This is a genomic window from Segetibacter sp. 3557_3, from assembly GCF_004354985.1.
GTDB lineage: Bacteria > Bacteroidota > Bacteroidia > Chitinophagales > Chitinophagaceae > Segetibacter.
In genome coordinates, this window is record NZ_SMSK01000004.1 from 12,275 (window position 1) to 30,189 (window position 17,915).

12 protein-coding genes and 2 pseudogenes are annotated in these 17,915 nt (G+C 45.1%); 7 read left to right on the forward strand and 7 right to left on the reverse strand.

Going from position 1 to position 17,915, the window contains the following annotated elements:
* The first annotated feature begins 1 nt into the window (after position 1).
* On the forward strand, positions 2 to 2,233 hold the full coding sequence (locus EXU57_RS08085; protein WP_133267695.1) for a xanthine dehydrogenase family protein molybdopterin-binding subunit: 2,232 nt from the start codon (positions 2 to 4) through the stop codon (positions 2,231 to 2,233).
* Positions 2,234 to 2,606: 373 nt separating this feature from the next.
* Here the strand turns inward: EXU57_RS08085 and EXU57_RS08090 are convergent, their stop codons facing one another.
* Positions 2,607 to 2,981: a GxxExxY protein gene (locus tag EXU57_RS08090; protein WP_133267696.1), complete on the reverse strand. Its 375-nt coding sequence runs from the start codon at positions 2,979 to 2,981 to the stop codon at positions 2,607 to 2,609.
* Between the two features lie 455 nt (positions 2,982 to 3,436).
* Here EXU57_RS08090 and EXU57_RS08095 point away from each other — a divergent pair, with 455 nt between their 5' ends.
* On the forward strand, positions 3,437 to 4,633 hold the full coding sequence (locus EXU57_RS08095; protein ID WP_133267697.1) for an endo-1,4-beta-xylanase: 1,197 nt from the start codon (positions 3,437 to 3,439) through the stop codon (positions 4,631 to 4,633).
* An 83-nt stretch (positions 4,634 to 4,716) separates the two neighbouring features.
* Here EXU57_RS08095 and EXU57_RS25870 read toward each other — a convergent pair.
* The 3 genes and pseudogenes from EXU57_RS25870 to EXU57_RS08110 all read right to left on the reverse strand — a co-directional run.
* Positions 4,717 to 4,779: pseudogene (locus tag EXU57_RS25870) on the reverse strand (hypothetical protein); the annotation flags it as partial.
* A gap of 348 nt (positions 4,780 to 5,127) precedes the next feature.
* The gene (locus EXU57_RS08105) at positions 5,128 to 5,565 is read right to left on the reverse strand and encodes a methylglyoxal synthase (protein WP_133267698.1); all 438 of its coding nucleotides are present in this window, start codon (positions 5,563 to 5,565) and stop codon (positions 5,128 to 5,130) included.
* 1,152 nt (positions 5,566 to 6,717) lie between these two features.
* Positions 6,718 to 7,269, reverse strand: coding sequence for a hypothetical protein (locus tag EXU57_RS08110; RefSeq protein ID WP_133267699.1), 552 nt, complete (start codon positions 7,267 to 7,269; stop codon positions 6,718 to 6,720).
* A 198-nt stretch (positions 7,270 to 7,467) separates the two neighbouring features.
* On the opposite strand from EXU57_RS08110, the gene EXU57_RS25030 reads away from it, so the two are divergent.
* From EXU57_RS25030 to EXU57_RS08125, 3 genes are all read left to right on the forward strand, one after another.
* Complete coding sequence (locus EXU57_RS25030; protein WP_165958075.1) at positions 7,468 to 7,824, forward strand: hypothetical protein; 357 nt, start codon at positions 7,468 to 7,470, stop codon at positions 7,822 to 7,824.
* 291 nt (positions 7,825 to 8,115) lie between these two features.
* Complete coding sequence (locus EXU57_RS08120) at positions 8,116 to 9,453, forward strand: APC family permease (protein WP_133267700.1); 1,338 nt, start codon at positions 8,116 to 8,118, stop codon at positions 9,451 to 9,453.
* A gap of 144 nt (positions 9,454 to 9,597) precedes the next feature.
* Positions 9,598 to 10,431 (forward strand): methyltransferase, encoded by an 834-nt coding sequence (locus EXU57_RS08125; protein WP_133267701.1) that lies wholly within the window; start codon positions 9,598 to 9,600, stop codon positions 10,429 to 10,431.
* Between the two features lie 404 nt (positions 10,432 to 10,835).
* On the opposite strand, the gene EXU57_RS25805 is transcribed toward EXU57_RS08125, so the two are convergent.
* The 3 genes and pseudogenes from EXU57_RS25805 to EXU57_RS25345 form a co-directional block, all read right to left on the reverse strand.
* Entirely contained in the window at positions 10,836 to 11,060 is a 225-nt protein-coding gene (locus tag EXU57_RS25805; RefSeq protein WP_133267997.1) for an N-6 DNA methylase, read from the reverse strand.
* Positions 11,057 to 11,296: an N-6 DNA methylase gene (locus EXU57_RS25810; RefSeq protein ID WP_133267998.1), complete on the reverse strand. Its 240-nt coding sequence runs from the start codon at positions 11,294 to 11,296 to the stop codon at positions 11,057 to 11,059. The genes EXU57_RS25805 and EXU57_RS25810 overlap by 4 nt, the downstream gene beginning before the upstream one ends.
* Before the next feature lie 33 nt (positions 11,297 to 11,329).
* Positions 11,330 to 11,635 (reverse strand): annotated as a pseudogene (locus EXU57_RS25345) (GxxExxY protein); the annotation flags it as partial.
* A gap of 766 nt (positions 11,636 to 12,401) precedes the next feature.
* Between EXU57_RS25345 and EXU57_RS08145 the strand changes: the two are divergent.
* A complete protein-coding gene (locus EXU57_RS08145; protein WP_133267702.1) occupies positions 12,402 to 15,599 on the forward strand; it encodes a SusC/RagA family TonB-linked outer membrane protein in 3,198 nt (1,065 codons plus the stop codon).
* A gap of 17 nt (positions 15,600 to 15,616) precedes the next feature.
* Positions 15,617 to 17,602, forward strand: coding sequence for a SusD/RagB family nutrient-binding outer membrane lipoprotein (locus EXU57_RS08150; protein ID WP_133267703.1), 1,986 nt, complete (start codon positions 15,617 to 15,619; stop codon positions 17,600 to 17,602).
* Positions 17,603 to 17,915 lie beyond the last annotated feature (313 nt).

Sequence of the window (17,915 nt, forward strand, 5' to 3'; positions counted from 1 at the left end):
TATGTCAACTGTAAATAAGAGCAGACGTGACTTCTTAAAGCTCACCTCTTTAACCGGGGGAGGCTTGTTGCTTGGGTTCAGCTGGTTTAGTGCCGAAGCAAAGGCGCCCATTGTAGCAGCAGCACCTGAAGCGGCGGCAACCCTGGGATTCAATAGCTATCTGTCGATTGCGCCCGATGGACTGATTACTATTCTTTCGCCAAACCCCGAACTCGGCCAGAACATCATGACGTCGTTCCCGATGATTGTAGCAGAGGAGTTAGACGCGGACTGGACAAAAGTTAAGGTGTTGCAGGCGCCATTGGATACCAAAGCTTTCGAGCGGCAAGTAACCGGGGGAAGCGGGGCTGTTCCGCACTCCTGGAAACTGTTACGGAATGCCGGCGCTACCGCCAGGGCCATGTTAATGGGGGCCGCAGCCGCAAGGTGGACGGTTCCAGTTGAAGAACTGACCACATCAGATGGTTTTGTTATTCATGCAAAGACCAGTAAAAAAGCAGGTTACGGCGAGCTTGCCGAAGAGGCTTCCAAACTGCCGGTTCCTAAAGAAGTCAAGTGGAAAGACCGGAAGGACTTTAAGCTGATCGGTAAAGAAATTAAAAATGTCGCCAACCACGATATCGTAACCGGAGCACCCCTCTTTGGTTTAGACTTCTACCGTGAAGGCATGTTGCAGGCTATGATACAACGTCCGCCCGCCTTTGGTATGAAGATCAAATCGGTAGATGCCGAAGCAGCCAAAGCAATGCCCGGGATCATCAACGTTGTTACGTTCAAAAACAATGTTGCGGTAGTGGGTAAGTCCACATGGGAAATTATAAAGGCCCGCCGGGTGTTAAAAGTGGAATATGAGAAAGACGGCAACATCGAAAGCACCGACGACCACAACACCTTATTCAAATCCTTACTCGATACCGGCACACCCACCGTACGCCGTAAAGATGGCGACGTGGAAACGGCGTTTAAAAACGCCGCTAAAGTAATCCGGAGCGAATACCAATGTCCCTTCTTATCGCATTCACCAATGGAGCCCCAGAACTTCTTTGCGCATGTTCGAGAGGACGGTGCCGAATTGATTGGTCCAACCCAGGTGCCTGGTGCGGCACGTTCCGACGCCGCCAAACTGCTGGGTATTCCTGAAGATAAGATCACCGTGCAGATCACCCGTTTAGGCGGAGGTTTTGGGCGGCGCCTGAAAACCGATTACTCCAACGAAGCGGTTGAATTATCCAGCATCCTGAAAGCGCCGGTGAAAGTAAGCTGGACCCGCGAGGATGATATGACCGGCGGTAGCTATCGCCCGGCTGTACGTTACCGCTTTGAGGCAGCTTTGGATGCCAGTGGAAACATGATTGGCTATAAGTGCAGGGGAGTGGGCATCAACTCCGGCAACCCTACACGCGAAAACAATTTCCCTGCTGCTGCGGTTGAAAATCTCCTTATCGAAAGCGTTGAACACCGTAGCCCGATTACAACCGGTGCATGGCGTGCACCCATCACGAATTTCCTGGCTTTTGCCGAGCAGTCCTTCCTCGACGAAGTCGCCGAAGCTTCGGGTAAGGATCCTATTCAGTTCAGGCTCGACCTGTTGCAGAAAGTAAAAACGACCCCGGTAGGCACTGTTGGTTATAGTCCCGATCGCATGATCGCTGTAACAAACCTTGCCGTCGAAAAATCCAAATGGGGGGTAAAGAAGCCCGGGGTTTCCCAGGGCTTCAGTGTTTACTTTTCCCACCGGAGCTATGTCGCCCAGGTTGCAGAAGTGGTGATGAAAAACAACAAGCCTTCGGTTACAAAAGTATGGGCTGCCTGCGATTGCGGGGAGGTCGTAAATTTAAGTGGCGCCCGTCAACAGGTTATGGGCGGTATTGTAGATGGTATGGGCCATGCGATGTTTAGCAAGCTCACGTTTAAAGAGGGCGAACCACAGGAAAAGAATTTCGATACTTACCGGCTCATCCGCATGCGGGAGATACCTGAAGTCGAAACCTATTTCGTCGACAACGGCATCGACCCCACCGGACTGGGTGAGCCCGCGCTTCCGCCAACCGGCGGCGCAATCGCCAACGCGATTTACAAAGCCACTGGCAAGCGGGTAAAAAGCCAGCCCTTCCTCGACGACCCGGTCTTTACTGCCAAAGCTGCTCCGTTAAGAGCCGCACCCAAAAAAGTGGTTCCACCAAAAAAGACCAAGTTGCCCCCAAGCAGCCTGAAGAAGTCAAAAGTTCAATAAGGTTGATACGAGTTTATATTGAAGTGCAGGTGAAGAGCCTGCACTTTTTGTGTTCGGTAGGTAATCGATGTAGTTTTCCAAAAAGGTTTTTTATGAGACCGGCAGAGGGATTGCTATGGAACTCCGGTTGTGTCACTCCCTTGTACTGTATCTTTTCAAGCGGCAAAAAACGTCAGAAGCAGGATTTAAGGATTGAAAGATTTACAGGATTGTTGATGCGCATTGGGAGATGAAAAAGTTTTCAGAATTTTCAAACGTCGTTCTGGAACTTTTAAATACTTACATCAATTCTACCCAACCAGTCTCGCATAATGAAAAAGTTTGGATCATAAAACCTCTATCCTGTAAATTCTAAGACCCTGCAAATCCTGCTTCAAACACGGTATTTAGGATTAAACACCTTTTTATACTGCAAACTAACCGCACCAAAGTTGATCAGCAAGCCAACAGGAAAGTCGTAAGCTACAACGTAGTTCTTTGCTTGTGCAAGATGCACGTCTTCAAGATTAATCAGCGCTTTCAACTCAACGATTATTTTTTGTTCAACAACAAAGTCTGCTCTTCTTGTGCCTACATTCTTTTGATCATAATAAATAGTTTGTTCAACCTCGCGCTTAAATGCCACTTTAGCTTTCTCCAATTCAATAGCAAGGCACCGTTGATAAATCACTTCCTGAAATCCGTTACCCAAGGTATTGTGCACCTTCATCGCACATCCAATTACCTTGTATGTTAACTCATCATGCATCTAATTGAGGCAAGTATGGGATTGGAAAAATTTACAGTATTAAGGACATAAAATAGACAAATTGTTGCTTATTGCAGCAATCTTTTCTATCCTGTTCATCTACAAATCCTGTAAATCCTCATTCAGACATTCCTTCCTGATTAGCTTTTTGTACTACGGTGGTGAAGAGCAGTTGAGCCTCGATGAATTAACGACCAACACGAAATTTCTCCACCTCAACTATGTCTTTGAAAATTCGAAAGGCTATTTCGGAGAGGCATGGCCTTATAGAAAAGGCCCGTCCGGATGCCGGCTCGGACGGGCATTAAGAACTTTACTGCAGAGATGCGTTAAGCAGCGAAATTGACGGTATAAGCTGCATTATGAGTCTGAACCAATACTTGAGGCAGTAAAGGGTTTGACATGCCAAGGTTGTACATTATTTTTAGTATCAATTTTATACTTTAATCAGCATAATGAAACAGCAAAAAAATAGTATACAGACTTATTTATTGAAGAAATGGGCATATTACTCAATTGGTTTCATAAGCTTTATTCCGTTAAGTATTTCTGCACAAACAGGAACGGGTAATAAGAAATTAAAAGACGTTTATAAAGATGCCTTTTTAATAGGCGCGGCAGTTAATCCCTCGATTACCTCGGGAAGAGACAAGGCATCAAACGATATTGTTCTCCAACATTTTAATGCTATTACCGCCGAGAATGTGCTGAAGGCGTCCTCGGTCAATCCACAACCCGGGGTTTTCAATTTCGGTCCTGCGGATGATTATGTTGCCTTTGGTGAAAGAAATAAAATGTTTATTGTCGGCCATACCCTGGTCTGGCATAACCAGGTTCCCGCCTGGTTTTTTACGAATGCCTCCGGAAAGCCTAATACAAAAGAAGAGCAGATTGAACGATTAAGAAGCCATATCGAAGCTGTGGCAGGCAGGTATGCCGGCCGTATACATGGCTGGGATGTGGTCAATGAAGTTTTTGAAAACGACGGCAGTTATCGTACTTCAAATTGGGTGAATGCCTTTGGCAGTGGGGATACCCTGGTAAAATATGCATTTATGTTTGCTGCAAAGTATGCTCCCAACACCGAGTTATACTATAACGAGTTTAATGCATGGCGGCCCAGCAAACGGGATGCGATTGTTCGGATGGTAAAAATGCTGCAACGGGAAAATATACGCATTGATGGTGTAGGTTTGCAGGGCCACTGGGGCTTAAATTATCCTAAGAACAAATACATTGAAGATGCCATAGACGCTTACGCTGCCTGCGGGGTGAAGGTAATGATAACAGAGCTGGATGTAGATGTACTTCCTTTAAGCAAGGAAGGTCAGATCGCTGGCTGGGCTGCAAATGCAGACAAACAGTTGCAGTCGGAAGAGTTCGAAATTTTTTTAGATCCCTATAAAGATCGCTTTCCCGACAGCGTGCAACGGCAGCTGGCTAGCCGATATGCAGAACTATTTTCCATTTTTTATAAAAGGAGGGAAAAAATCACAAGGGTAACACTTTGGGGTATACACGATGGAGCAAGTTGGAAGAATGGCTCACCGATTCCTAACCGTACAAATTATCCACTACTATGGGACAGGCAATATAAACCTAAGCCTGCTTTAAACGCGGTATTGGCTGTGCCAAATAGGGTAAAAAACTAAGGTGCTTGTACGACTCAAACGGGCAATACCTGTTTGAAAAAGGGACCGAAAAATTTGAACTGATGAAACAGGCATGAGGGCTGTCAATTGAACATGCCGGTGGGTGAACGAAGGATGGTATGAACACCTGTTGTTTCCATCAGCTTCTTTCGAACGGTCTCATCTGCCGCGGTTTCAAATAATACATGGTCTGGAACAACATGTTGCCCTGCCGCTCCACTTTAGCATCGCGCGATGTGCTTAACAAAGTTCAGTTGCTTCATGCTTGTGGTTGCCCGGAAAAGCCTGGCGGTTGTAGGTGAGGTCTTCCTTTCCTGTTCACCTTTTTATCAAAAAAACCTGCGTGAATCTGTTACATCAACCAGAACTACCTTTATAGCTTCATCAATCAATTTCGATTCGGTGCACAGCTTCTGATTCTTTTCCCCAAGGACCAATTTCCCAATAGGTAATCATCCATTTTAGGAAACTGATATTTATCAAGCCTGTTACAACTAATATTTGGAATAATCGGGAATAGCTATTTGATGGGGTTTACTCATAAATGTAGAGTGCAAAATGAAGTCGGCAGTAGTTTTGTTTGGGGCTAATAATATATTCCAGGCTACAGCAAGTCTTTGCAATGCTTTTACATCACTGTCATGCGGTTGCGCTTCTAACGGGTCCCAAAAGAAAACCAGGAAGTCAAGCTTACTTTCCGCAACCATTGAACCAATCTGTTGATCACCACCCAAAGGTCCGCTTAAAAATTTCGTTACCGGCAGTCCCAGTTTTTCTTTTATTAATTTTCCGGTAGTACCGGTGGCGATCAGGTTATGCGCTTTAAGAATTTCCTTATTTTCAAGTGCCCACTCCAGGAGCTCATCCTTTTTTTTATCGTGCGCTACTAGTGCAATACTTTTTTGTACAGGTAAATTTCTTGTTTCAGACATCTTCTAAAATATAAGTTGTAATGGTGATTACAAATAAATGGCCATGCCTTTGTGGGAGTGAAACTGGGCTTACCCAGGAGAATTGGACAAAAAAATGAACAAACAAGATTTTTACATTTCAAGGGTATCTTTTTTTGAAAGGTGTGTTGCCCGGGTTGCAGCAGTAATCATGAAGAACAACGTAGTCCTGAATTCAGTTTAGGGCTTCCTGACATTACATCTATATAGAAGTTCGGACATGCTTATTCGATTTGCGCATAATGCTGCAAATGGTTAGCACTCCCTACCGAGGATATTGGCCAGGTGCTTTGAAAAGGTGTTCGACGCTGCATCGCACTATGTGCTCGGATAATGATCTTTCTTCCTTTTTGCTTGTCCAAAAAGGAAGGCAAAAAAGACAGCCGAGAACAAAAACAGCCTGTTCTCGGCGGGGTTCCCTGATTTAGCATTAGTTCTACTGTGGTGAAGGGCAGCGGTTCCTTGATAGGTTTTTGCTTGCAACAGGAACCATACTCTGGATCAAATTTCTTGCATAAACCGGATAGCGTTCAGGAAATAAACGCTGGAAAGCACAGAACTTAACTGCGCGTATGCTCTGCAAAACCTAACTCGAGTGCGGGTATCATCAACTGGGCCCGAAGTCACATTGAGTGCACCAATGATATTTTCTCTTCCTTTTTGCTTGCCCCTGCCAGCTAACCCGCACCCTTGAGGCGGGGCAGGCAACAAGTACCAAAAAAGGTCCCCAACAACGTTGGGGAAGAACAAAAACAGCCTCCGCCCGCTGCGCAGTCGGACGGGCCCGTCCGAATGGAGTCATCCGGGCGGATGTTCTCGGCGGGGTTCGCTGATTTGGCTTTTGCGGTACTGTGGTGAACGAAAGCGGTTCCCTGATGTGATTTCGATAAAGTTGACATTAGCGTACCCATTGGCTGAACAGTTCAGTAGTCCTTTCAGGTGTTCCGATGGGAGACGAGCGCGCAGATTTCTCAGTAATTCGCTTCAATGCTTTGCTTCATCTCGGAAGCGATGTTTTGGGCCGGCATTAGGGAAGTGGCGTTAAGAAAATGGATCAGTGCAGGCGTAAAGAGGAATAGTTGTTACAACAGCCGGGATTGCTTCACAAACTGTAAGTCGCACAATGCCGTCATACTACTTAAACAGACCTTTTATTTTGTCAACTACACCTCCGCCACCGGTAAAGAAGGCTTTGAAATCTTGCAGATCCACATCGCCATCGCCATCCTTGTCCATCTTTCCTTTAAACTTATTGAGCATTTCTTTTACGTTAAGTCCATTTGTTTTTCCCTCACTTACCTCATTAAAGATTTTTTGAAGATCAAAACTCTGATCGTTTGGATCCGCTGTTTTTTGAACCAGCCGCTTCAACACTGTAGGAATTAGGTTGTTGGCTATGTTAGCAGACTGCTGCACATTTAAACCAAAACGGCTTTGAAGTCTATCAATGAAATTACCAGTGGCTTTTTGTGTAACCGGACTTGTTGCAACGGTTTCGCTGGTACCATTAAAAAGGCCCGCAACTTCCTTTACGTCTCCACCAGCCAACGATGTCTTTAATGAATTCTCTATGGCTGTACTGGCTTCCTGCACCGCTTCGTCGTTGCGCTCATTTGGTATGGCTGCATTGTTGATAATGACATCATCTGCATTTTGCTTTACGAGGCTGTTCAAATTTTCTATCATACGAGTTGCTTTTGGTGATGATTTATAGTGTAGTAAATTACTACTTTAAAGTTGAGTTTCGTAGTCTGGATCAGGATTTCAGGATAACAGGATGTTCAGAATGGTCCTCTACGGTGCCTGATGTTGTAAAGCCAAGAATTATTTCATCGTGCTTCAGACGGGTTTTTGGATTGCAGACTTTCTTATACTCCAAACTAGTTGCGCCGAAGTTTATCAATAAGCCAACAGGAAAGTCGTAAGCTCAACCTAACTTCCGTTGCGAATGCAGACAGGCGGCGAAAAGTTATTAGCTACAATATTGTTTTTACGGGTGCTAATGAATGCTATTTCGAGAAAGGAACGATGATGGCCCCGTCCGTACCGGCACCGGCGGGCGTTCCTTCCTTTGTTTCCTGGCTAAGCGTGAGTACTACTGTGGCTTTAGTGTACAAGGGGGGTAATATTGCGCATTACTCCATAAAGAAAAAGCCGTACAAGCCCGCCCGGTTGAAGCCGTTCGGACGGGAGTGCGACGCCCGTCCGACCAGGCCATCCGGGGTGGGCAACGATAATTAATAGTAGCAATACTGGCTGGCCCAAAAAAACATTGCACATATTCATGCTGCGTAAGGTGTAGCATTCTTTTTCCACTTTTGCGTGGTTTATCCGTACTCACAATAGCTAAAGGATCGAAGCTCCGCTGTCCTTCACTATCCCATAGTCCTGTTGAATGTCTCTAAAACAAGTTCAGCGTGACAACTTCATTGTCGCTGGGTTTGTGCAGGCATAGTTTTAGTCTTCTGAACTGTAAAAGCACGAGATAAGGTTGGTAGTTCACCAATTCTCCCGCTGCTTTAACTCAATAAAATGCATACAGACGAGGGTCTAAAACGCGAAATCGGAACGCTCGGCTTAACCTCCAACATCATTAATACCGTTATTGGCGCAGGCATATTTGTGTTGCCGGCTTTGGTTAGTGAAGGGCTTGGAGCATCCGGCATCCTTGCCTACCTGTTTTGTGGTTTTTTAATAGCAATGGTAATGTTATGTTTTGCAGAAGCCGGTAGTAAAATAACGATTACGGGGGGTGCTTATGCGTATATAGAAGCCGCATTTGGAAAGTATTTTGGCTTTATCACCACTAACCTTTTTATTTTTGGCGCTGCGCTGATGGCAACGGCCGCCGTGGCTAACGCGGTTGCAGATACACTCTCTTACCTGTTCCCCATATTTGCAAACTGGATTTTCAGGGCTAGCTTTTTTCTTGTTTTGTTTACGGGTTTAACCATCATCAACGTCAGGGGTGTAAAGGAGGGTATTACGCTTGTGAAGTTAACAACAGTACTTAAACTCGCGCCCCTATTGCTGTTGATATTTTGGGGAATTGGCAAAGTAAACACCGACAATCTCACCTGGAGCACTACACCTCCACTGGCCGACTTTGGAAAGATATCGCTGATACTGTTCTTCGCATTCCAGGGAGCGGAAAATAGTTTGAGTGTGAGTGGTGAGGTAAAGACCCCTGAGAAAACAATTCCGAAAAGTATACTGCTAAGTATCGTTGTAATTCTGCTGATTTACCTGGGTGTGCAGATGGTGGCGCAGGGCGTTATGGGGGATGCACTTTCGGGCTTTAAAAAAGCGCCGTTAGCTGAAACAGCTAAAAACATCATGGGTCCTTTTGGCGTAACGATAATGATTTTAGGTGCAGCGATATCAATGTTCGGTTACCTGAGCAGCGATATTTTGAACATGCCCAGGGTGATATTCCGTTCAGCAATAGATGGGGTTATACCAATAAAACCACTAGCTAAGACCCATCCTCGTTTTGCGACCCCCTACATTTCGATCATTGCATTTACCCTATTGGGCTGTGTGCTCTCTATAGCCGGTGGGTTCAGGCAACTGGCCGTACTTTCTACTGCTTCAGTATTACTCATTTATTTAGGCGTAGCGCTCGCGGTAATTAAATTAAGAGCAAACAATGACCCCGGAAGAGCAACATTCAAAATATGGGGCGGTCTTATTGTGCCTGTATTGTCGGTGCTGATTATCATCTGGTTTTTGACCAACCTGACCGGCAAAGAAGTCGTAGGCATGTCTGTTTTTTTGGTCGTATTAAGTGCTGTGTATTACGTGCGGACGCTCTTAAAACCCAAACACAATTCCGCAAAAGCGGATGCACCCTTTTCGGTTTTGAAGTAAACCCAGGTAAGTAATTGATAAGTGATTTTATGCTAGCGGTCTTTCAATTCCTGGTGACATCAAAAGGAAAGTGGTAAAGAGCAGCATGCATATTTGATCTGGAAACTAAAATAATTTTATTCTTAACTCAAGCGGGAGAAACAAATGAATGCGCTTTTAGATAACTCAACACCTTCGGGGAAAGCCTTATCGGAATTTTTAAAAAAGTATGTTACGTCTATTCCAGACTTTTCAAACGTTCCATTACCCGAAACGGGGCTATTGGATGGAATGGAAGAACATCCATTTAATATGACCCATTTTGATGACATGTACGATACCCTCCTGTACTCTCGTCTGATTTCCCGGGCTATTGAACTTTTTCCACAGTTGCAGACTATTATAGACCTGGGTGCCGGTAGTAGTATTCCCACTTTAATAGCACTAAATAATTTAAAAGATCAGCGGCCCCGGGTCATCGCAGTTGATATCGATCCCAAAGCTTTAGCAATAAGCAAACAGAATGCTGAAGCGGTTGGGTTAGCTGATCATTATAGCTTTAAGCTTGGGTCAATGCAGACCCTTCTGGATTCAGAGATTTTCAAAAGCCCCGGTAACTTAATCGTTTCAAATCCTCCCTACATTCCCACTCCTCAAGGGGTCGAAGATTACCACCTCATACCTGTTGACGGGGGCGAGGATGGAACGAGATATGTTCAGGATATACTTCAATGTGAATATCCCAGGGATACTATGCTCGCTTTATTCTGGGGTTCGCTGTGTAATCCATCCCTGGTCATTCCCATAATGGAGGAGAGGTTCGAAATTCTCCACGTGCATGCCGTGAAGGTCCATTTTGGAAACTACACCACCTTGCCAGTCATTAACACCCATCTTCATGAATTGCGCGCGAAAGGCTTAATCGTTTTCGAAGATGCTCCCGGGCGAGAGAACCAAATTGTGATTGGAACAATTCTTAAACCACGTCGCACATCATAGTGAAAGGGCTCCGGGCTTGCAGTTTCTTCATGTGAATGTGGGTGTTGCACAGACAATGTTTGGTACAAGCTGAAGTAACCCGATTAATCATCGTTGCCCGCCCGGAGGCCCAGTCGGACGTCCGCCCGGCTGAAGCCATTCGGACGTCCGCCCGGATGAAGCCATTCGGACGGGGGGGCGTCGCATTCCGTTCATCGGCAACGCAGTTATTGGGCTTTTCTTCCAGCTTTGTATTCATGCAATAAGGACATGGTCAAAGCGAAGTCTTCATATCATGGATTTGTACAATGGATGAGCCTCTGCGCTCCATACCGGGGTCCCTTGCTATCGCACAAGGCTCTTAAAAGGAGACCCCCAGCAGGACAAAGAGTTGTCTGAACAAGATTTGCAGGATGGAAAGTTTTTCAGGATTTTTGCATAACAGCACTATAGGAAATCCTGTTCATCCTAAAATCCTTTAATCCTGCTTCAGACATTGTCTCACCTGCACCGCCTTCAAAGAATACATTGTCCGGAACAACTACTGCTGCCATGCCGCTTAACTCTAGTATTGAGCGATTGTGCTGAACGAAGTTCAGTTGCTTGTAAAGTTGTCTGAATCTGGATTTGCAGGATGGAAAGTTTTTCAGGTTTCTTGCATAACAGCACTATAGGAAATCCTGTTCATCCTAAAATCCTTTAATCCTGCTTCAGACATTGTCTCACCTGCACCGCCTTCAAAGAATACATTGTCCGGAACAACTACTGCTGCCATGCCGCTTAACTCTAGTATTGAGCGATTGTGCTGAACGAAGTTCAGTTGCTTGTAAAGTTGTCTGAATCTGGATTTGCAGGATGAAAAATTTTCAGGATTTTTGAATAACAGCCCTTTAGGAAATCCTGTTCATCCTAAAATCCTTTAATCCTGATTCAGACGATATTTTGGATTGAATACTTTCTTATACTGCAAACTTATAGCTCCAAAATTGATAAGTAATCCAACAGGAAAATTATAAGCTACGACGTAGTTCTTCGCTTGTGCAAGATGCACATCTTCCAAATTAATCAAGGCTTTTAATTCCACCATTATTTTTTCTTCCACAACAAAATCCGCTCTTCTTGTACCCACATCAATTCCATGATAGAAAATTCTCTGTTCAACTTCCCGCATAAATGCCACGGGAGCCCTTTTCAACTCAATAACAAGACATCGCTGATAGATTACCTCCTGAAATGCGAAGCATTCACGAACTCAAATAAAAAACTAAAAATCCCGTGAGTAAAACCATTATCTAAAGTATTGTGCACCTTCATCGCACAACCAATCACCTTATAAGTCAAATCATCATTCATCGGGACCAGAGTTTACAGGATGGAAGAATTTGCAATTCAAGAACCGGTAATATAAAAATCCCTTTCGACTGAGGCCAGTTTTCAACCCACCTTTTATACTGTCAATTCACAAATCCTGCGGATCCTGATTCAGACATTCTTTCCGTGGTTTTTTTGACTTACCAACAACAACAATTGCAGCATTTCTTTCTATTGCCGTGTCCTTTCATTATAATTCAATGTCGTTTACTTAAGTTTTTTTTCAGAAATTGGGTAATATAGTAATGCGGTACAAGGGAGTGACACAACGATGGCCAATAGCATTCCTTCGGCAGGTCACCAAAAAATGCTATTAAGTAGCAGGATGGAAGGATTTACAGGATTATACATTGTAATATAAAAAACTACTCTTACTTCTACCAATTTCAAGTCGCGTTCCTATCCTGTTAATTCCCAAATCCTGTAATCTGGATCGAATGCTTTGCCCTGTTGGCTCAACTACCCTTCATCGCCGGATCAACTTTCTCCGGAAGCTGCCAACTCTTGTGAGGTGGAATTACGGTATCCAGGCTAGTTCAACCGTCTAAATATCTGTACTGGTAAAATAATTCTTAAAGCGTAATTTTCAATAACACTTTCAAATATCTAAACTACCTATTATGAAAAAATTGCTACAGCTACTGACCACCTTATTGCTGCTGATAGTTTTGCTGCCATGCGGAGTGATGGCCCAGCAGAGAAGCATCAGCGGCACAGTAAGTGCGGAGAACCAAAATCCTTTGGAAGGAGTCACGATTACTGTTAAAAACACTAACCGGGTTACACAAACCGATGCTAGCGGTCATTTCAGCATCCAGGCTGCTACAGGCGAAATTTTAGTGCTCACCTATACTGGCTACGAACCACAAGAATTGACAGTAAACAACAGTTCTGTTGTTTCCGCTACCTTAAGGAGCTCAGGCAACGCTTTGGGTGAAGTGGTAGTAACTGCCTTAGGTATCAAGAGGGAGCGAAAGGCGCTGGGCTATTCAGTTTCTGAATTGAGTGCCCAGGAATTGATGAAAAATAAAAATACCAATGTCGTTAACTCTTTAGCCGGTAAAGTTCCCGGTGTAAACGTTACGCAATTTAGCGGTGCACCAGGGGCCGGAGCATCTATAACTATTCGTGGCGGTAATTCTACCTCCGATGGCAGGCAGAACCAGCCCTTATTTGTCGTTGATGGGATAATATATGATAACTCAACTTCAGTTACCGGGAACTCCGGTACCGATGGACTAACCCGCAGTAATACAACCTACTCCAACCGGGTTATGGACATCAACCCGGAAGATATAGAAAGTTTGTCGGTTTTGAAAGGTGCTGCGGCAGCCGCACTGTATGGATCAAGAGCAGCAGACGGTGTTGTCATTATTACTACCAAGCGAGGTGTAGAAGGTCAAGTAACTGTTAGTGTTAATAGTAAGATAAGCAATTCCTGGGCGAACAAGTTGCCCGAGGTTCAAACCAGTTTCGGACCCGGTCTCTATGCAAGTAATGGGGTTTTCAATAATATCACTCCTACTCAAAATGCTTTGAATGTACCTCAATTCAATTCCTGGGGACAAAAACTTACACCAGCAGATACGCTGTACGACAATATTGGCAATTTCTTTCAGCACGGCATTGTGTATGATAATAACGTAAACGTTTCCGGTGGTTCAAAAAACGGCTCTTTTTATTTATCCGGATCTAACTTTAAGCAAACCGGTATCGTTCCAAACACAGGTTTCGACAAAACCACCTTTCGATTTAATGCCGAACAGAAATACGGGCGGCTGACACTGAATGCAAACGCCGCCTATTCGATTGCCAATACGGAAAGAACGTTAACCACAGCCGGCTTATACAGTGGTGGTGGCAACGGAGCAATGGGGGCTGTTTATAGTTGGCCGCAAACGTTGAATATCCAGAATTATAAAAATCCGAATGGGACACAATACCGCAGATTTGCCGGCTCCATTCCCCTGGAAAACGATATAGACAATCCTTACTGGATCATCAATGAAGATAAATTAACGTCGAAAACCAGCCGTTTCACGGGAGCTATAAATGGCAATTTTAAAATCACCAGTTGGTGGGACATTACTTCACGCCTGGGTTATGACCAGTACTCCACCAACGACTATACTTATATTGCCCCGGGGTCTGCAGTCAGCCCCTTATACCAGAACGGGCGTTTAAGTAAAGATTTGCTTAGCTACACCTTCATCAACACCACGGTGATGAGTAACTTTCATAAGAGCTTTGGCGATTTCGATACGCGGGTCATGATAGGAACAACTTCTGAAAATACGGAGATCATCAGTCAAAATCATTGGGGGTACAACTTTACTACTCCGGGTACAATCAGCCTGAGTAATATGGCGTCAACAAACCAATTCTTTAAGGATGGCACAACGAGGAAGCGCCTGGTAGGAGCCTATGGAGAAGTGGGTGTATCTTACAAAGACCTCATTTACCTTACTGCAACAGGGCGAAACGACTGGTCATCTACATTGCCAATCGAGAACAGATCCTATTTCTATCCTTCTATCAGTGGTTCTTTTATTTTTTCTCAATTGCTGCCAAGGAACAGTATCCTTTCCTTTGGAAAAGTACGGGCTAGCTGGGCCCAGGTTGGTAAAGATGCAAATGCTTACGCCACGCTTACCTATGTTAATAGTCCGTATACCATAGGGAACATGACGGCAATCGGTAACCAGTATACGAGCGGTAATGCTGCTTTAAAACCGGAGATCCAGAGATCCTGGGAAGTTGGAGGAGAGTTCAGGTTTCTGAAGGGTCGTATTGGTTTGGATTATACTTACTACCATACTGAAACAGCAAACCAGATTGCGCAGCCCCGTTTATCTAACGCAAGCGGATATATCCTGACGTCTATCAACTCGGGCTCGGTAATCAACAAGGGTATGGAAATCGCGCTTAGCGGTAAACCGGTCGTCGGAAAGGATTTTGGATGGGATGCAACGTTGAATTTCTCCTATAACAAGGGCAGATTAGGCGCCTTTCTACCTGGAGTAAGCTATTTCTATCCTACCGATGCCCAATTCGGATTAATAAGGGCAGCATCGATTCCTAATGGTGGTTATTTTCTTGGCCTGATCACGGCCCCTAACGGCGTGTTCTTACGTGAAAAAGATGCAAAAGGGAACGAAATTCCTGACGGGCGCTACCAGGTAGATCCAACAACCGGGTTATATAAGGTTAATCCTAACCCTGTGATTGTCGGTAACCGCGAACCTGATTTCATCGCCGGTTTTAATAATACTTTTCGTTATAAAAGGGCTACGTTGTCATTCCTTCTCGACATTCGAAAAGGAGGAGACATCTTTAACGGTACTGAATATGCTTTGGTCACAAACGGGTTAAGCAAAAAAACGCTGCTCAACGACCGCCAATCAGTAACCGTTACCGGGGTCAACAGCCAGACAGGAGCCGAATTTACGCAAACCTACAATGCAAATCAGTCGTACCCCATCGGAACAACAACGCAAACCGGTACTTATCTCATTCAACAGTACTGGCAAAACTATGCTGCTAATTCTTCTAATTTCATTACCTCGGTGAACTGGCTGAAACTGCGTTCTGTAACGTTAACGTATGATTTCAGTAGTATTTTAGGAAATCAAAAAGTGTTTAAAGGAATATCAGCAACAGCAATGGGCACCAACTTGTTTACATGGACAAATTACAAGGGGATGGATCCTGAAGTAAGTGCAGCAGGTGGAACAGGCGGCTCTGGCTCTACAGGCATTGACTACCTGGGAGTGCCTGCTGTAGCAAGTTTAACGTTCGGATTAAACCTCACCTTTTAATTAGTGAAAATTACATTATGAAAAAGTTACAATACATTATACTGGGCTCGGTACTCCTGCTAAGTTTGGCCTCATGCAAAAAATTTCTCGATGTCAATACCGATCCGGATAATCCAAACAATGCAACGATAGCGGTTCAAAACAGGTTGCCCTGGATCGAGCATTTTTACCAGTACACATCCGGCGTGGCTAATTTTCGAACTGCTGCCGCAGCCGGCGTATATTATAGCAACAGTGCCACCGGCAACGCATTGAGCACAACATGGATCGCACACACAGGTAATACTACCCCGTACCAGACGTGGTTTGTGGAGGTAGCGTCTAACCTGAACGATATGTATAATACTGCGCAGAAAAATGGTGCATACCACTATATGGCTGCGGCCGACGTGTTTCATGCATTGGGCTTTATGCAAATGCTGGATATATATGGAGAAATGCCTTACACACAGGCATTAGCCGGGAACCCCAGCCCTAGTTATGATGATGGCAAAACAATCTATTACGGCTGCATGGCCAAATTGAATGAAGCCATCAGCTTATTTGGCAGAACCCAGGAGGCTTCAGCTCCGTCGCTCGGAACCGGGGATTTGTGGAATGGGGGTGACGTAAACAAGTGGATAAAACTATGCTGGGGATTGAAAGCCCGCTACATGCTGAAACTATCCAAAAAAACGGACCTGTATAATGCTGATTCTATTTTGTATTGTTTGTCTAGAGCCCCGCAATCTAATGCCGAGAACACCGTAGGACCGGGCTTCAACAACAGTACGGTGACCGACTATTTACTCGGTGACCCTGTTGTAACCAATGGCAACTTCGACTATGCGGCTTATGGCAGTAACCAACGCATTTCCCAGTACTATTACAACTTGCTCACCAACATGCGTGGCTCCGGAGTGGTTGATCCCCGTATGAGCAAAATTGTGCCTGCTTCTATGGCGAATGTGCGACTTGATGCCAGCGGTAAGGTTATATCATACACCTGGAACCGTTCAATAGGGGTTGATACTTATGGTCCGTCAGTCCGCCTGGTCAAAGGTGGCGCCACTTCTATTGTAACCCCAGCTTATGCTGCTGCCAATACCAATGTAACTTATGCTATCGCTGATGCAACAGAACGTGCAAACTTCATTGCGGCCCAGGTTGCTTCAGGTCGTACGTACACGACCAGCGGCAACAACGTAACGGTAACCTATAGGGCTGGTTCCATCTTTATAAATAGTACCAACTATCTCTATGCCGGAGACACTGTTTATGTAAACCTGCGTAGCAGTGCTTTGGCTACATCAGGCATAGCAGCACAACCTGCCACAGACGTTAACTGGTACCCTTCAGCTGCAGCCTATGCTGCTGGCGTCGTTGGTTCTACCGGCTCCTTCCAGGTTCGTCCTGTCTCCGACCAGGAAATATTAACCTATCATGAGATGCTGTTTATCAAGGCTGAAGTGTCGCTGAGAAAAGGCGACAACGCAACTGCGCTTATCGCATACAAGGGGGCTATCCAGGCGCACATGGATATGATGCAGGCCAAGCTCAACCAGTGGAAAGGTAGCGGTTATGCGGCTACAAATCCCGATATGGCACCCATGGACCAGGCCGACATTAATGCCTATCTTCAAAGTAATGCTGTTGCCCAGGGAGGTTTAACCATGTCAGACATCATGTTGCAAAAATGGGTGGCCATGGGTTGCAGTATCGAAAACTGGAACGATATGCGCCGGTTCAATTTTAGTGCTGGTAATGTTGGCGGCTTTGGAGTCGTTTATCCCGGGTATGATCGGGGACCCCTGTTTGCTGGTACGTCCCTGTATATTGGTGGTTCCAAAACGGATGTCAGGTACTGGCAACGCCGTTGGGCACTACCGACAACGCTTGAACAAAATTACAATGGAGCAAATGCGCTTGCCATGAATCCCCACGCTGGTGAACCTGGTATCTGGAGTATGCCTGTCTGGTGGGACTGCGCAACAGATGAGGAATACTATGGATACCTCAAATAATAGTGCGCCGTATTAGACCGGCGTTATTGCAAAGGCTGCTCGAAATTGTTTAAGCAGCCTTTTATTTACCCGTTAGAAAGGCAAATGCGACTTTTATACTGCACATCGTGCTGCATAAGATATTTTCTTTTTTGGGCCGGGCGGAATTACTGCTATCGACATCGTTGCGTCGCACACTTGTACAGCATAATATCTATTCCCCGCAGTTCAGGCCATAGCAGCGCAAAACATCCTAACAATGGTTTGCGAGCGACAACAATGTCGTGCGTCATCCTGAATTCAGTTCAGGATCCCCTGGCATAACATTCCCATC

Coding starts and splice junctions, on each gene's coding strand:
- EXU57_RS08085 (WP_133267695.1), top strand. CDS start 2: ATGTCAACTGTAAATAAGAGCAGACGTGACTTCTTAAAGCTCACCTCT.
- EXU57_RS08145 (WP_133267702.1), top strand. CDS start 12,402: ATGAAAAAATTGCTACAGCTACTGACCACCTTATTGCTGCTGATAGTT.
- EXU57_RS08150 (WP_133267703.1), top strand. CDS start 15,617: ATGAAAAAGTTACAATACATTATACTGGGCTCGGTACTCCTGCTAAGT.
- EXU57_RS08095 (WP_133267697.1), top strand. CDS start 3,437: ATGAAACAGCAAAAAAATAGTATACAGACTTATTTATTGAAGAAATGG.
- EXU57_RS08110 (WP_133267699.1), bottom strand. CDS start 7,269: ATGATAGAAAATTTGAACAGCCTCGTAAAGCAAAATGCAGATGATGTC.
- EXU57_RS08090 (WP_133267696.1), bottom strand. CDS start 2,981: ATGCATGATGAGTTAACATACAAGGTAATTGGATGTGCGATGAAGGTG.
- EXU57_RS08120 (WP_133267700.1), top strand. CDS start 8,116: ATGCATACAGACGAGGGTCTAAAACGCGAAATCGGAACGCTCGGCTTA.
- EXU57_RS08105 (WP_133267698.1), bottom strand. CDS start 5,565: ATGTCTGAAACAAGAAATTTACCTGTACAAAAAAGTATTGCACTAGTA.
- EXU57_RS08125 (WP_133267701.1), top strand. CDS start 9,598: ATGAATGCGCTTTTAGATAACTCAACACCTTCGGGGAAAGCCTTATCG.